Genomic DNA, 15,524 nt, shown 5'->3' with positions numbered 1-15,524 from the left:
ACCCGCAAAGGATCCCATCCAAACCTTTGGGGCGGTGCCATGGTTGGCAGGCGAGGGATGCTCACGCTCGACGCGCTCCGTGAGCAGGTCGCGGCGGGCACGATCGACACGGTGCTGGTCGCGATCACCGACATGCAGGGCCGGCTCCAGGGCAAACGCTGCTCGGCCGAGTACTTCCTCGAAGAGGTCGTCGGCCATGCCACCGAAGCGTGCAACTACCTGCTGGCCGTCGACGTCGACATGAACACCGTGGACGGCTACGCGATCTCCTCCTGGGACGCGGGCTACGGCGACTTCGTGCTGCGCCCCGACTTCACCACCCTTCGCCTCGTCCCGTGGCAGGAGGGCACGGCGCTGGTGCTCGCCGACGTCGAGCGCGTGGACGGCGGTGGCCCCGTCTCGGTGTCGCCGCGGCAGGTGCTGCGCCGGCAGCTGGAGCGGCTGGCCGACAAGAAGCTGCAGGCGTTTGTAGGCACGGAGCTCGAGTTCATCGTGTTCGACGACAGCTACGAAGCCGCGTGGGACAAGCGCTACCAGGGCATCAAGCCGTCGAACCAGTACAACGTGGACTACTCGATGCTCGGCACCGCGCGCGTCGAGCCGCTGCTGCGCCGTATCCGCAACGAGATGGCGGGCGCCGGCCTGTACCCCGAGTCGGCCAAGGGCGAGTGCAACCCCGGCCAGCAGGAGATCGCGTTCCGCTACGCCGCGGCGCTCACCACGTGCGACAACCACAGCGTCTACAAGAACGGCGCCAAGGAGATCGCCGCGCAGGAGGGCAAGAGCCTCACGTTCATGGCGAAGTACAACGAACGCGAGGGCAACTCCTGCCACATCCACCTCAGCCTGCGCGGCACGGACGGGTCAGCGGTCCTGCCCGGCGACGGCGACCACGGCTTCTCGCCGCTCATGGAGCACTTCCTCGCCGGACAGCTGGCCGCGCTGCGCGAGCTGACCTACTTCTTCGCGCCGAACATCAACTCCTACAAACGGTTCGTACGCGGCAGTTTCGCGCCGACGGCCGTCGCGTGGGGCACGGACAACCGCACGTGCGCGCTGCGCGTGGTGGGTCACGGTGATTCGCTGCGCGTGGAGAACCGCGTGCCGGGCGGGGACGTGAACCCGTACCTCGCCGTCGCCGCGCTCATCGCCGCCGGCCTGCACGGCATCGAGAACGAGCTGCCGCTGGAGCCGGAGTTCACGGGCAACGCGTACGGCTCCGACAAGCCGACCGTGCCCACCACTTTGGGTGAAGCCGCGGACGTGCTGGCGGGCAGCCGCATCGCGCGTGAGGCCTTCGGCGACGATGTGGTGGACCACTACCTCAACGCCGCCCGCGTGGAGCGGGAGGCGTTCGAGAAGGCCGTGACCGATTGGGAGCTCATCCGTGGCTTCGAACGTCTCTGAGCACACCGCCCGGAAACCCGTCATCGGGCTGACCACCTACGTCGAGCAGGCCAAGTTCCTCGCCTGGGACACGGAAGCCACGCTGCTGCACCGGGTTTATGCCGACTGCGTCGTGGCCGCCGGGGGGATTCCGGTGCTGCTGCCGCCGTTGACGGACGCGTACGCGAGCCTCGTCGACCGCGTGGACGGGCTCGTGCTCACGGGTGGTGCCGACGTCGAGCCGGAAAAGTACGGCGCCGAGCCCCACCCCGCCACGTACACGCGCCCGGACCGCGACGCCTTCGAGTTCGGCCTGTTCGAGGCGGCCCGCGAGGTGCGCAAGCCCGTGCTCGGCGTGTGCCGCGGGCTGCAGGTGATCAGCGTCGCCCTCGGCGGCACGCTCACCCAGCACCTGCCCGAGTCCCTCGGCGACACCGCGCACCAGCCGGCGCCCGCGACGTTCGGCACCAGCAGCATCACCCTCGTCGACGGCACGCGCGCCGCCGCGTTGCTCGGGCCCGAGACGAAGGGCCACTGCTACCACCACCAGGCCATCGACCGGCTCGGCGCCGGCCTGGTCGCGTCCGGGCACGCCGCCGACGGCACCGTCGAGGCGGCCGAGCTGCCCGGCGACGAGTTCGTGCTCGGGGTGCAATGGCATCCCGAGCAGGACACCGACGACGTCCGCCTGTTCCGGGCCCTGGTCGTAGCAGCAGCCGAAGCAGCAGAGGAGCGCAAGTGACGAGGATGTTCGACGTGATCAACCCCGCCACCGAACAGGTGGTGCGGTCGGTCGCGCTCACGAGCGCCGAAGAGACCGACGCGGCGATCGCCCGCGCCCACGCCGCGTTCCCAGCCTGGCGGGCCGTCGCCCCCGGTGATCGCGGGCGGCTGCTGCGCCGCTTCGCCGACGCCGTCGAGGCCGATATCGAGAACCTCGCGCGTCTGGAGGTGATCAACTCCGGCCACACGATCGGCAACGCGCGCTGGGAGGCGGGCAACGTCCGCGACGTCCTGAACTACTACTCCGCGGCCCCGGAACGCCTGATCGGGCAACAGATCCCGGTACCGGGCGGGGTCAACGTGACCTTCCACGAGCCACTCGGCGTGGTCGGCGTGATCGTGCCGTGGAACTTCCCGATGCCCATCGCGGGCTGGGGGTTCGCGCCGGCGCTCGCGGCCGGCAACACCGTGGTGCTCAAGCCCGCGGAGCTCACGCCGCTCACGGCGATCCGCCTTGGCGAGCTCGCGCGCGAGGCCGGCCTCCCCGAGGACGTGTTCCAGGTCCTGCCGGGCAAGGGTTCGGTGGTGGGGCAGCGGTTCGTGGACCACGCGCTGGTGCGCAAGGTCGTCTTCACCGGCTCCACCGAGGTCGGCAAGCAGATCATGGCCGGCTGTGCTGCGCAGGTGAAGCGCGTGACGCTCGAGCTGGGCGGCAAGAACGCCAACGTCGTGTTCGCCGACGCTGACCTGGAGAAGGCCGCCGCGACCGCGCCGTACGGGGTGTTCGACAACGCCGGCCAGGACTGCTGCGCGCGTTCGCTGATCCTGGTGCAGCGCAGCGTCCACGAGCGGTTCATGGAGCTGCTGGAGCCGGCCGTGCGGGGTGTGGTCGTCGGCGATCCCGGCGAGGACGCCACGGAGATGGGTCCGCTGATCTCCGCGGCGCACCACGCGAAGGTGTCGTCGTATGTCACTGCCGCGACACCTGTTGCGTTTCGCGGCAGCGCGCCCGATGGGCCGGGCTACTGGTTCGCGCCCACCGTCGTCACGCCGGCGAGCCTGGCCGACCCGCTGGCCGCCGACGAGATCTTCGGCCCGGTCGTGGCCGTGGTCCCGTTCGACGACGAGGCCGATGCCATCCGCATGGCCAACCACACCGACTACGGCCTGTCCGGGTCGATCTGGACGCGCGACGTCGGGCGGGCGTTCCGCGTCGCGCGCGGGGTGGAGTCGGGGAACCTTTCGGTGAACTCGCACTCGTCGGTGCGGTACTGGACGCCGTTCGGCGGGTTCAAGCAGTCGGGTCTCGGCCGTGAGCTGGGGCCGGACGCGCCGACGGCCTTCACCGAGACGAAAAACGTTTTCCTGGGCACGGAGGAATGAGAGAGATGGTGCAGCGTTTCGACGGCCGCGTCGCCGTGATCACGGGCGGGGCCAGCGGCATCGGCCTCGCGTCGGCGCGCCGGCTGGCGAGCGAGGGTGCGAAGGTCGTGATCGGCGACCTCACGCCCGAGCAGGGCAAGGCGGCGGCCGACGAGGTCGGGGGCCTGTTCGTGCAGGCCGACGTGACCGATCCCGAGCAGGTCGAGGCCCTGTTCGCCGCGGCCGTGGACCAGTTCGGCGCGGTCGACGTGGCGTTCAACAACGCCGGCATCTCGCCGCCCGAGGACGACTCGATCCTCACCACGGACTTCGCGGCGTGGGAGCGCGTGCAGCGCGTGAACCTGACTTCGGTGTACCTGTGCTGCAAGGCCGCGTTGCCGCACATGCAGCGCCAGGGCAAGGGCTCGATCATCAACACGGCGTCGTTCGTGGCCGTGATGGGCGCGGCGACCTCGCAGATCTCCTACACCGCGTCGAAGGGCGGGGTGCTCGCGATGAGCCGCGAGCTGGGCGTGCAGTTCGCGCGGGAGAACATCCGCGTCAACGCGCTGTGCCCGGGACCGGTCAACACGCCACTGTTGAAGGAGCTCTTCGCGAAGGACCCGGAACGCGCGGCGCGGCGGCTGGTGCACGTGCCCGTCGGCCGGTTCGCCGAGCCGGAGGAGATCGCCGCCGCGGTGGCGTTCCTGGCCAGCGACGACGCCAGCTTCATCACCGCGTCGCAGTTCCTCGTGGACGGTGGCATTTCGGGCGCGTACGTCACTCCGCTTTAGACACTCGCGCGCAACGTCACCGGGACGGGTTGATCTTCCGCCTGTTCCGGTGGCGACGCCCCCTGTCCGGTTTCGCGGTGGGTAGACCGGAACCGAGGCGACCGGTCCGGTCGCCCGGTCCGGGAGGGTGCCATGCCGATCCGTGAAGCGTCTCCGATGCTGCAGGAGGTCGCCGACCTCTGCGAACTGTGCCGGGTGCGATGCGAACGGGCGTTCGCGCGGCGAGCCGAGCCGGCCGAATCCGGCAGCGAACTGGCCACGATGGGACCGGTCATGCTCGCGGCGGCGTCGATGTCGCGGCTCTGCGCCGACACGCTCGACCGGTGCTCCGGCATGGCCGCCGAGGTCGCGATGGTCCGCATGTCCGTGAAGGCGATGTGCGGCGAGGCCGCGCGGCTGCTGTCGCTGTGCGCCCAGTCCTGCCTCGGGACCGACGACGAGGAGCTGCGCGACCTCGCCGTGCTGCTCACGCGCTGTGCCGACTTGTGCGCGCTGCTGGCTGGTCCGCCGAAGATCACGAAGGTCTCCCTGACGCTCCCCGCGCAGACCCGTCACCTGCGGACCTTCAGCCGCGGCTCGGCGGGTGTGGCGTGAACCGTCCGAGGTAGACTGGCATGCAAAGCGGCAGGTACGGTAGCCGCGAGTACTCGCACACACAACTGAACACCGGGCCGTTCGAGCAGGAGCGGGAGAGCCCCCATGAGACCGGTGGGGCACCGAAGGAGCAAACTCCCCGGAATCTCTCAGGTACCCACTACCGCTTCACGCGAGGCCACTCTGGAAAGCAGGCGCACCCGCGCCTCACCCAAGGTGAAAGCCGCGCTGCGCGGTGAAACTCTCAGGTGCCCATGACAGAGGGGGAGTTCCCAGCGCACCGCTGCGCCCGGTGCCCGGCCCGAGGAGCTCCCATCACCTCCACACCGTTCGACGCCCGCCACATCGGCCCTGCTGAGGCCGAGCGGGCCAAGATGCTCGCCGAATGCGGGTACGGAAGCCTGGATCTCCTCGTGGAGGCGGCTGTCCCGTCCGCCATCCGCACCACCCGTGACCTGAACCTTCCCGCCGCGGCGTCCGAAGAGGAAGCCACCGCGGAGCTGCGCGCGCTCGCGGCCCTCAACCGTCCGATGACGCAGATGATCGGCCTCGGCTACTCCGACACCGTCACGCCGGGCGTGATCCGCCGCAACGTGCTCGAGAACCCCGCGTGGTACACCGCTTACACGCCGTACCAGCCGGAGATCTCGCAGGGCCGGCTCGAAGCGCTGCTGAACTTCCAGACGATGGTCGCCGACCTCACCGGCCTGACCACGGCCAACGCGTCGATGCTCGACGAGTCGACCGCCGTCGCCGAGGCCATGACGCTGATGCGGCGCTCGTCGAAGTCGAAGTCCAACGTGCTCGTCCTCGACGCCGAGTGCCTGCCGCAGACCATCGCGGTCGTGCGCACGCGCGCCGCCGCGCTGGGCATCGACGTGCAGGTGCGCGACCTGCTCACCGGGCTGCCGGAGGAGTTCTTCGGCGTCGTCGTGCAGTACCCCGGCGCGTCCGGCGTGCTGCGGGGCCGCGGCTTCTACCACGCCATTTCCGAGGCCGCGAAGGCCGCGGGCGCCCTGTACACGGTGGCCGCCGACCTGCTCGCGCTCACGCTGATCACCTCGCCGGGCGAGTTCGGCGCCGACGTCGCCGCGGGTTCGACGCAGCGCTTCGGCGTGCCGCTGGGCTACGGCGGCCCGCACGCGGGCTACCTGGCCGTGCGCGCCGGGCTCGAGCGTTCGCTGCCGGGCCGGCTGGTGGGTGTTTCGGTGGACGCCGACGGGAACATGGCGTACCGGCTCGCGCTGCAGACGCGTGAGCAGCACATCCGTCGCGAGAAGGCGACGTCGAACATCTGCACCGCGCAGGTGCTGCCGGCCGTGCTGGCCGCGATGTACGGCGTGTACCACGGCCCGGACGGCCTGAAGGCCATCGCGACCCGCGTGCACGAGCTGGCGGCGGGCTTCGCCGCGGCCCTGCGCGACGGCGGCGTGGAGGTCGTGCACGAATCGTTCTTCGACACGGTCGTCGCGCACGTTCCCGGCCGCGCCGCCGAGGTCCACGCGGCCGCGCGCGAGGCGGGCATCAACCTCGGGCACGTCGACGCCGACCACGTGCGCGTGGCCTGCGACGAGGTCACCCGGCCGGACACCCTCGCGCAGGTGCTGCGCGCGTTCGGCGTCGACGCCGAGTGGACGGCGGCGCAGGCGCTGCCGAGCGGCATCGTGCGCGAGAGCGGCTTCATGGCCCACGAGGTGTTCAGCACGCACCGCTCCGAGACGTCGATGCTGCGCTACCTGCGCAGGCTCGCCGACCTGGACTACGCGCTCGACCGCGGCATGATCCCGCTGGGCTCGTGCACGATGAAGCTCAACGCCACCACCGAGATGGAGCCGATCAGCTGGCGCGAGTTCGCGGGCATCCACCCGTTCGCGCCGGCCGAGGACGCCGAGGGCTACCACCGGCTCGTGGCCCAGCTGTCCGGCTGGCTCGCCGAGGTGACCGGCTACGACCAGGTTTCCCTGCAGCCCAACGCCGGCAGCCAGGGTGAGCTCGCGGGCCTGCTCGCGATCCGCGGGTACCACCACGCCAACGGCCAGCCGGAGCGCGACGTCTGCCTGATCCCGTCGTCCGCGCACGGCACCAACGCGGCTTCCGCGGTGCTCGCGGGCATGCGCGTGGTCGTGGTGAAGTGCACCGACGAGGGCAACGTCGACCTCGAAGACCTGCAGGACAAGGTGGACACTCACCGCGAGACGCTCGCGGCGATCATGGTCACCTACCCGTCCACGCACGGCGTGTACGAGCACGGCATCGAGCGGCTCGCCAAGATCGTGCACGACGGCGGTGGCCAGGTGTACGTGGACGGCGCGAACCTCAACGCGCTGCTGGGCCTGGCGAAGCCGGGCGAGTTCGGCGGCGACGTGTCGCACCTGAACCTGCACAAGACGTTCTGCATCCCCCACGGCGGTGGCGGCCCCGGCGTCGGCCCGGTCGCGGTGCGCGCGCACCTCGCGCCGTACCTGCCGAACCACCCGCTGCTCGACGCCGCGGGCCCGGCCACCGGCGTCGGCCCGATCAGCGGCGCGCCCTACGGTTCGGCGTCGATCCTGCCGATCTCGTGGGCGTACGTGCGCATGATGGGCGCGCCCGGTCTCACGGCGGCCACGAAGGTCGCGGTGCTCGCGGCCAACTACGTCGCCGCCCGGCTCTCGCCGCACTACCCGGTGCTCTACACCGGGCAGGACGGCCTGGTCGCGCACGAGTGCATCCTCGACCTGCGCAGCATCACCAAGGACACCGGCGTGACCGTCGACGATGTCGCGAAGCGGCTCATCGACTACGGCTTCCACGCGCCGACGATGTCGTTCCCGGTCGCGGGCACGCTCATGGTGGAGCCCACCGAGAGCGAGGACCTCGGCGAGATCGACCGCTTCTGCGCGGCGATGATCGCCATCCGGCACGAGATCGACGAGGTCGCGGCCGGCCGCTGGACCGCGGAGACGAGCCCGCTGCGCGCCGCCCCGCACACCGCGGAGACGCTGGTGGGCGAGTGGACGGCCGACTACGACCGTGAGCTGGCGGTGTACCCGGCGGGTGTGTCGCGCAAGAACAAGTACTGGCCGCCGGTGCGCCGGATCGACGGGGCGCGCGGTGACCGCAACCTCGTCTGCTCCTGCCCGCCCCTCAACGCGTACGAAGGCTGAGATCCGGTGCCTGAATCAACACAGTCTCGAGAGACTTCCCTGCACGCCGTCCACAAGGGACTCGGTGCGCTGTTCACCGACTTCGCGGGCTGGTCGATGCCGGTCCGCTACGCCAGTGAGCTGGCCGAGCACAAGGCCGTGCGCGAGGCGGCCGGGCTGTTCGACCTGTCGCACATGGCCGAGATCCACGTCCGCGGCGCGCAGGCCGCCGACGTGCTCGACTACGCGCTGGTCGGCAATCTCACTGGCGTGAAGCCGGGCCGCGCCCGCTACACGATGATCTGCGACGCCGACGGCGGCGTGCTCGACGACCTGGTCGTCTACCGGCTCGCCGACGAGGAGTACCTGGTCGTGGCCAACGCCGGCAACGCCGACGTGGTCGCCGAGGCGCTGGCCGAGCGCGTGGCCGGGTTCGACGCCGTGGTGGAGAACCGGTCCGCGGACACCGCGCTGATCGCCGTGCAAGGACCGCGCGCGGTCGACGTGCTGGCGGCGGCGACCGACGCGGACCTGGGCGCGCTCAAGTACTACGCGAGCGTGCCGGTCGTGGTGAAGGGGCACGAGGTGCTCCTGGCCCGCACCGGCTACACGGGTGAGGACGGCTTCGAGCTGTTCGTGCCCGCCGCCGAGGCACCCGCGTTGTGGCGCATCCTGACCGAGGCCGGCGAGCCGCACGGGCTCGTGCCGTGTGGCCTCGCGTGCCGCGACACACTGCGGCTCGAGGCGGGGATGCCGTTGTACGGCAACGAGCTCACGCGGGAGCTCAACCCGTTCGCCGCCGGTCTGGGGCGCGTGGTGAAGTTCGAGAAGCCGGGTGATTTCGTGGGCCGGTCCGCGCTGGCGGACCTGGCCAAGGCCGACGTTCCGCGGGTGCGGGTCGGGCTGCGTGGCGCCGGCCGGCGAGCACCGCGGCACGGTTATGCCGTGCTTTCCGGCGACGTTTCGGTGGGCGACGTGACCAGTGGTGCCCTTTCCCCGACGCTGGGTTACCCGATCGCCATGGCCTACGTCGATCGGGCGTACGCCGAGCCCGGCACGAAGCTTTCCGTCGACATCAGGGGCAGGATCGAGCCCGTCGAGGTCGTCGACCTGCCCTTCTACTCCCGAGCCTAAAGGACCCAGATTCCGTGAGCATTCCCCAGAACCTGTCCTACACCAAGGAACACGAGTGGCTGTCCGTCGTCGACGGCGTCGCGACCGTCGGCATCACCGCCTTCGCCGCCGAGTCGCTCGGTGACATCGTGTTCGTGCAGCTGCCCGCCGTGGGCGGCACGGTGACCGCGGGCGAGGTGTTCGGCGAGGTCGAGTCGACGAAGTCCGTGAGCGAGCTGTACTCGCCGGTGAGCGGCGAGGTCGTCGAGGTGAACGAGACCACATCAGACACCCCCGAGGTCGTGAACTCCGACCCTTACACCGAAGGATGGCTCCTGAAGGTGCGGCTCACGGGCGACGTCCCGGAGCTGCTCGACGCCGCCGCGTACGCCGCGCTCACCCAGGAGAACTGAATGACGACTTTCGACGCTCACCTGTCCGATGTGGACCCGGAGGTCGCGGCGGCCGTGGCGGCGGAGCTGGATCGCCAGCAGTCGACGCTGGAGATGATCGCGTCGGAGAACTTCGCGCCCGTGGGTGTGCTCGAGGCGCAGGGTTCGGTGCTGACCAACAAGTACGCGGAGGGCTACCCCGGCCGCCGCTACTACGGTGGCTGCGAGTACGTCGACGTGGTCGAGCAGCTGGCCATCGACCGGGCGAAGGCGCTGTTCGGCGCCGAGCACGCGAACGTGCAGCCGCACTCGGGCGCGCAGGCCAACGCGGCGGCGATGTTCGCCGTGCTGAAGCCGGGCGACACGATCCTCGGCCTCGACCTGGCGCACGGCGGCCACCTCACGCACGGGATGAAGATCAACTTCTCGGGCAAGCTCTACAACGTCGTGGCCTACCACGTCGACAAAGAGACCGGGATCGTCGACGTCGCCGAGATCGAGCGCCTGGCCGTGGAGCACAAGCCGAAGCTGATCATCGCGGGCTGGTCGGCCTACCCGCGTCAGCTCGACTTCGCGGAGTTCCGCCGGATCGCGAACCTGGTCGACGCCCGCCTGATGGTGGACATGGCGCACTTCGCCGGCCTGGTGGCCGCGGGGCTGCACCCGTCGCCGGTGCCGCACGCGGACATCGTCACCACCACCACGCACAAGACGCTGGGCGGCCCGCGCGGCGGCCTGATCCTGTGCCGTGAGGAGCTGGCGAAGAAGATCAACTCGGCTGTGTTCCCCGGTCAGCAGGGCGGGCCGCTGGAGCACGTCATCGCGGCCAAGGCCGTGGCGCTGAAGATCGCGGCGAGCGAGGAATTCCGTGAACGGCAGGAGCGCACGCTCGAGGGTTCGCGGATCCTGGCCGACCGGCTGTCGCGTTCGGACTGTGCCGAGGCGGGCGTGCGCGTGCTCACCGGGGGGACCGACGTGCACCTGGTGCTCGTGGACCTCGTGCAGTCCGCTTTGGACGGTCAGCAGGCCGAGGACCGGCTGCACTCCGTGGGGATCACGGTGAACCGCAACGCGGTGCCGTTCGACCCGCGGCCGCCGATGGTCACCTCCGGCCTGCGCATCGGCACGCCGGCGCTGGCCACGCGCGGGTTCGGCGCGGAGGACTTCGCCGAGGTCGCCGACGTGATCGCCGAGGCGCTGAAGCCGGACTTCGACGACTCCGTGGCGCAGACGCTGCGCGGGCGCGTGGAACTGCTGGCGAAGAAGCACCCGCTGTACTCGGACCTGTCGCGATGAGCGCGCAGCCCGAGGGGCGGAAGTTGCTGCGGCTCGAGGTCCGCAACAGCGAGACGCCCATTGAGAAGAAGCCGTCGTGGATCAGGACGAAGGTGCGGATGGGGCCGGAGTTCACCGAGCTGAAGGGCTTGGTGCGCCGGGAGGGCCTGCACACCGTCTGTGAGGAGGCGGGCTGTCCCAACATCTACGAGTGCTGGGAAGACCGCGAGGCGACGTTCCTGATCGGCGGGGACCAGTGCACGCGTCGCTGCGACTTCTGCCAGATCGACACCGGGAAGCCGGCCGCGCTGGACCGCACGGAGCCGCGGAAGGTCGCGGAGTCCGTGCAGGCCATGGGTTTGCGGTACTCGACCGTCACGGGCGTCGCGCGGGATGACCTGGCGGACGGTGGGGCTTGGCTGTACGCGGAGACCGTGCGGCAGATCCACGAGCTGAACCCGGGTACGGGTGTCGAGCTGCTGATCCCGGACTTCAACGCGGATCCGGCGCAGCTGGCCGAGGTGTTCGGGTCGCGGCCGGAGGTGCTGGCGCACAACGTGGAGACGGTGCCGCGGATCTTCAAGCGGATTCGTCCCGGTTTCCGCTACGCGCGTTCGCTGGAGGTCATCACGAAGGCCCGCGAAGCCGGTCTGGTGACGAAGTCGAACCTGATCCTCGGCATGGGCGAGACGCCCGACGAGGTCGAGCCCGCGATGCGCGACCTGGTCGAGGCGGGCTGCGAGATCCTGACGATCACGCAGTACCTGCGGCCGTCGCCCCGGCACCACCCTGTGGACCGCTGGGTGAAGCCGGAAGAGTTCGTGGAGCACTCCCAGGCGGCCGAGGCTCTCGGATTCGCCGGTGTGATGGCAGGTCCGCTGGTGCGCTCCTCGTATCGCGCCGGACGGCTTTACGCGCAGACCAAGGCCCACCGTGGCGAGGAACTGCCGGAGAACCTGGCGCACCTCGCCGCCGAGGGTCCCGCCGCGCAAGAGGCCAGCTCGCTGCTGGCCAGACACTAGAGGGAAGGGGCGGGTCAATGGCGATCAGCGTCTTCGATCTGTTCTCGATCGGCATCGGGCCGTCGAGCTCCCACACGGTCGGTCCGATGCGGGCCGCGCGGACCTTCGTGGACGGTCTCGTCGACGAGGGCGTGCTGGACCGCGTGACGCGGGTGCAGGCGGAGCTGTTCGGCTCGCTCGGCGCGACCGGGTTCGGGCACGGCAGTGACAAGGCCGTGCTGCTGGGGCTGTCGGGGGAGCGTCCGGAGTCGGTCGACACCGAGACGGTGCCGTCGCGGGTTGCTTCGATCCGGTCGTCGGGGCGGTTGCTGCTCGGTGGCGTCCGGGAGATCTCGTTCGACGAGGATGTCGACTTGACGATGCACCGGCGCAAGTCGCTGCCGGCGCACCCGAACGGGATGGTGTTCCGGGCCTTCTCCGGTACTTCGGAGCTGCGGTCGCGGACGTACTACTCCGTGGGCGGCGGTTTCGTGCGCGACGAGTCGTACGAGACGGACGCGGTGTTCGTCGAGGACTCGACGCCGGTGCCCTACCCGTTCCGCACGGGCGGCGACCTGCTCGGCCACTGCGCGGCGACGGGGCTGCCGATCAGCGAGATCATGCTGGCGAACGAGCTTTCGTGGCGTTCTGCTTCGTCGGTTCGGGCCGGCTTGCTGGAGATCTGGGACGTGATGGCCGCGTGCGTTTCGGCGGGCATCGCGCACGAGGGCGTGCTTCCGGGCGGCCTGAAGGTCCCGCGGCGCGCCAAGGCGTTGCACGACAAGCTGATCGCCGAGGACGGCGTCGGGGATCCGTTGTACGCCATGGACTGGGTCAGCCTGTACGCGCTGGCGGTGAACGAGGAGAACGCCGCCGGCGGCCGCGTGGTCACGGCACCGACGAACGGTGCCGCGGGGATCATCCCGGCCGTGCTGCACTACTACCAGCGGTTCATCCGCGGCTCTTCGGACGACGGCATTGTCACGTTCCTGCTGACGGCGGGGGCGCTCGGCTCGATCCTGAAGCAGACCGGGTCGATCTCGGGTGCGGAGGTCGGTTGCCAGGGTGAGGTCGGTTCGGCCTCGGCCATGGCGGCGGCCGGGTTGACCGAGGTGCTGGGCGGCTCGCCGGCGCAGGTCGAGAACGCGGCGGAGATCGGTGTCGAGCACCACCTGGGTCTGACTTGTGACCCGGTTGGCGGGCTGGTGCAGATCCCGTGCATCGAACGCAACGCCGTGGGCGCCTCGAAGGCGATCCACGCCGCCCGCATGGCCATGCGCGGCGACGGCAGCCACGTGGTGACCCTGGACAAGGCGATCAAGACGATGCGCGAGACCGGGGCCGACATGTCGGTGAAGTACAAGGAGACGGCGCGCGGTGGGTTGGCGGTGAACGTCATCGAGTGCTGAGGTGCTCGTTGGTGTTGGTTGGGTGGGGCCGTTCGGAGGGCGAACGGTCCCATCTTGCTTTTTCGGTGACTGGCTGGGCTGTTTGCGCTGAGGCCGGTGTTGCCTCGCGGCGCGCGAGCGGTCCTTTCGCTGGGCGAACGGTCCCGCTCGTGCCGGTGAGTGGCGGTGCGCGCTCGATCCGGTGCGCACGTGTCCTTTCGCTGGGCGAACGGTCCCGCGTTGCTCGGATGGTCGCCGGTGGTGCGGGTGGGCGGTATGGGGACCTTCGTTGGGCGAACGGTCCCATCGCGCTGGCGTGAGCGATGGCGCGTAGTGGGTCTGGCGCTCATGCGCCTTTCGCCGGGCGAAGTGTCCCGCGACTCGGTGGTCGCCCGTGGCGTGGGTGCGGTAGGGACCTTCGCTGGCCGAACGGTCCCGTTCGTGCCGATGTGAGCCATGGCGCGGGTGGATTCGGTGCTCACGCGGCTTTCGCTGGGCGAACGGTCCCGCCGCGGCTGGGTGGGCGCCGGAGTCGTGGGTGGGTTGTGTGCGGCGGAGGCCTTCGCCGGGCGAAGGGACCCACCGTGGAGAGGGACCTACGTGGAGAGAGGAGTGGCTGCAGTGAAGGCACGAGGCCGGGCGCGGGGTGGACGGTTTCCATAGGGAACCGACGCCTGAAGCGAAAGGTCATCTGTCCTTAGTGGACCAACGCCCGAACAGTTCTCAAGCCGGCAAGGTGATCTGCGGCCGTCGACCTCGGTCGGTCACCAACCTCAGGCCCGTCTGGACCAGCAGCCAGCCCAGGCGCTGGCGGGCGGTGACGGTGGCCGTCGGCAGCGTGCGGGGCAGCGCGGCGGCGGCCGTGGCGCGGTGGCGAGAAGCCGCGGTGCGGAGTTCGGACTGGCGTGCGGCGACGAGGTGTTCCGTGACGTGGTGCGGAATCATGGTGTCCCGAGGGTGTCGGTGGGTTCTTCGGGGTGGGCGGTGCGCGGGAAGGCGGCCCAGTGGGCGACGACGGCGTCGTCGCCCGGTCGGCTCGGGCGGCGGTAGCGGTCGACCACGGCGATGATCTCGTCGCTCATCCGGCGGGTTTCCTCGGGGGTCAGGGAGAGGTGTTCGCTGGTCATGGTGGCGTTGTGTTCCCACCGGTCCAGCCACCGCGGCAGCTGGGCGACGAACTGTGCTTCCTCTTGGTGGCGCTGAACAACCAGCTGGTGCAGGACCGTCGAGATCGGGCCGGCGAGCTCCGGGTCGCGGACGAAGTCGCCGGTGCGGATGGTGGTGTAGTCCTGGGCGGCCTTCCACCAGCGTTCGCGTTTCGAGCCCCGGTCAGGGTCCTCCGTGACGAGGCCGGCGTCGGCGAGCTGGCGCAGGTGCCAGGACGTGGTGCCGGAGCTCTCGCCGACGCGCTTGCCCAGGCCGGTGGCCGTGGCCGGGCCGTCCTGTTCCAGCAGGTCGAGCAGCCGCATCCGCAGCGGGTGGGCGAGCGCGCGCAGGGTGCGTGCGTCGAGGATCCGTTCGGTGCGGTCGGCGGAGCTCATGAAACACAAACTACACCGCAGAGGATTCTTTGCAAATAGATCTCTGCAATCGCGCGGGCTTAGACTCGCCATCGTGGAGACGTCGGTGGCTAGCGCGAACGAGGCGCTGTTCCGGCCGGTGCGCGCGGGCAACGCGTTCGAGGAGACCGTCGAACGCCTGCTGCAGGCCATCCGCCTCGGCGTGGTCGGCGCGGGGGAGCGGCTGCCCTCGGAGCGTGAGCTGGCCGAGCGGCTCGGGGTGAGCCGGGTGACGCTCCGGGAAGCGATCCGCGCGCTGGCCGACGCGGGTTACGTGGAATCACGAAGGGGCCGTTACGGCGGCACGTTCGTGAACGAGAACCTGCCCGAGCCGGCGCAGAGCAAAACCCGGGAGATCGACGCAGCCGCCTTCGAAGACGCGCTGTGCCTGCGCCACGTGCTCGAAACCGGCGCCGCCGAGGCCGCTGCCGCGCGGACGCTCAGCCCGGCCGACCGCCAGCACCTCAAGACCACGCTCGCCGAAGCCGCGGCGGCCGATCTCGTCGACTACCGGCGCAAGGACTCGCGCCTGCACCTCGCGATCGCCGAGGTCACGGCGTCGAGCTCGCTCACCACGGCGATGGCCGACGCCCGCACGCGCGTGAACCAGCTGCTCGACTGCATCCCCCTGCTCGAGCCCAACCTGGAGCACTCCAACGCCCAGCACGAGGCGATCGTCGACGCCATCCTCGCCGGCGATCCGGTGGCCGCGCGCCACGCGATGGCCGAGCACATCGAGGGCACGGCGTCGCTGCTGCGGGCCTTCCTGTCGTGACCCGCCGTCAATTTCTCACCGAACCGCACAACCTTTT

General features: G+C 70.3%; 14 protein-coding genes and 1 riboswitch. Of the genes, 12 read left to right on the top strand and 2 right to left on the bottom strand.

The window, feature by feature from the left end:
• Positions 1–39: 39 nt before the first annotated feature.
• The 11 genes from QRX50_RS47625 to QRX50_RS47575 all read left to right on the top strand — a co-directional run bounded on the left by QRX50_RS47625 (position 40) and on the right by QRX50_RS47575 (position 13,174).
• Positions 40–1,407 carry a glutamine synthetase family protein gene (locus QRX50_RS47625; RefSeq protein ID WP_285969621.1) on the top strand — a complete coding sequence of 456 codons (1,368 nt, stop codon included), beginning with the start codon at positions 40–42 and terminating at the stop codon, positions 1,405–1,407.
• Complete coding sequence (locus tag QRX50_RS47620; protein WP_285969620.1) at positions 1,388–2,128, top strand: gamma-glutamyl-gamma-aminobutyrate hydrolase family protein; 741 nt, start codon at positions 1,388–1,390, stop codon at positions 2,126–2,128. The genes QRX50_RS47625 and QRX50_RS47620 overlap by 20 nt, the downstream gene beginning before the upstream one ends.
• A gap of 5 nt (positions 2,129–2,133) precedes the next feature.
• Positions 2,134–3,492: an aldehyde dehydrogenase family protein gene (locus QRX50_RS47615; RefSeq protein WP_285974752.1), complete on the top strand. Its 1,359-nt coding sequence runs from the start codon at positions 2,134–2,136 to the stop codon at positions 3,490–3,492.
• Between the two features lie 5 nt (positions 3,493–3,497).
• Entirely contained in the window at positions 3,498–4,265 is a 768-nt protein-coding gene (locus QRX50_RS47610; RefSeq protein WP_285969619.1) for a 3-oxoacyl-ACP reductase, read from the top strand.
• A 132-nt stretch (positions 4,266–4,397) separates the two neighbouring features.
• Positions 4,398–4,859 (top strand): hypothetical protein, encoded by a 462-nt coding sequence (locus QRX50_RS47605; protein ID WP_285969618.1) that lies wholly within the window; start codon positions 4,398–4,400, stop codon positions 4,857–4,859.
• 82 nt (positions 4,860–4,941) lie between these two features.
• A riboswitch (glycine riboswitch) is annotated at positions 4,942–5,035 on the top strand.
• A gap of 138 nt (positions 5,036–5,173) precedes the next feature.
• Positions 5,174–8,005 carry an aminomethyl-transferring glycine dehydrogenase gene (gene gcvP, locus QRX50_RS47600; protein WP_434533391.1) on the top strand — a complete coding sequence of 944 codons (2,832 nt, stop codon included), beginning with the start codon at positions 5,174–5,176 and terminating at the stop codon, positions 8,003–8,005.
• Between the two features lie 6 nt (positions 8,006–8,011).
• A complete protein-coding gene (gene gcvT / locus QRX50_RS47595; RefSeq protein ID WP_285969616.1) occupies positions 8,012–9,118 on the top strand; it encodes a glycine cleavage system aminomethyltransferase GcvT in 1,107 nt (368 codons plus the stop codon).
• A 14-nt stretch (positions 9,119–9,132) separates the two neighbouring features.
• Entirely contained in the window at positions 9,133–9,510 is a 378-nt protein-coding gene (gene gcvH / locus QRX50_RS47590; protein ID WP_285969615.1) for a glycine cleavage system protein GcvH, read from the top strand.
• Positions 9,511–10,785, top strand: a complete 1,275-nt coding sequence (glyA, locus tag QRX50_RS47585; protein ID WP_285969614.1) for a serine hydroxymethyltransferase — start codon at positions 9,511–9,513, stop codon at positions 10,783–10,785. It begins immediately after the preceding gene.
• Positions 10,782–11,786 (top strand): lipoyl synthase, encoded by a 1,005-nt coding sequence (gene lipA / locus QRX50_RS47580; RefSeq protein ID WP_285969613.1) that lies wholly within the window; start codon positions 10,782–10,784, stop codon positions 11,784–11,786. Before glyA ends, lipA begins: the two co-directional genes overlap by 4 nt.
• Positions 11,787–11,803: 17 nt before the next feature.
• Positions 11,804–13,174, top strand: coding sequence for an L-serine ammonia-lyase (locus tag QRX50_RS47575; protein ID WP_285969612.1), 1,371 nt, complete (start codon positions 11,804–11,806; stop codon positions 13,172–13,174).
• A gap of 702 nt (positions 13,175–13,876) precedes the next feature.
• On the opposite strand, the gene QRX50_RS47570 is transcribed toward QRX50_RS47575, so the two are convergent.
• Both QRX50_RS47570 and QRX50_RS47565 read right to left on the bottom strand, forming a co-directional pair.
• A complete protein-coding gene (locus QRX50_RS47570; RefSeq protein WP_285969611.1) occupies positions 13,877–14,098 on the bottom strand; it encodes a hypothetical protein in 222 nt (73 codons plus the stop codon).
• Entirely contained in the window at positions 14,095–14,694 is a 600-nt protein-coding gene (locus tag QRX50_RS47565; RefSeq protein ID WP_285969610.1) for an ArsR/SmtB family transcription factor, read from the bottom strand. Before QRX50_RS47565 ends, QRX50_RS47570 begins: the two co-directional genes overlap by 4 nt.
• 85 nt (positions 14,695–14,779) lie before the next feature.
• Between QRX50_RS47565 and QRX50_RS47560 the strand changes: the two genes are divergently transcribed.
• Entirely contained in the window at positions 14,780–15,487 is a 708-nt protein-coding gene (locus QRX50_RS47560) for a FadR/GntR family transcriptional regulator (RefSeq protein ID WP_434533220.1), read from the top strand.
• Positions 15,488–15,524 lie beyond the last annotated feature (37 nt).

Origin of the sequence: Amycolatopsis sp. 2-15 (genome assembly GCF_030285625.1) — a bacterium.
GTDB classification, from domain to species: domain Bacteria; phylum Actinomycetota; class Actinomycetes; order Mycobacteriales; family Pseudonocardiaceae; genus Amycolatopsis; species Amycolatopsis carbonis.
Note: the sequence above shows the minus strand (reverse complement) of the source record. Positions and strands in the feature narration are given on the sequence as shown.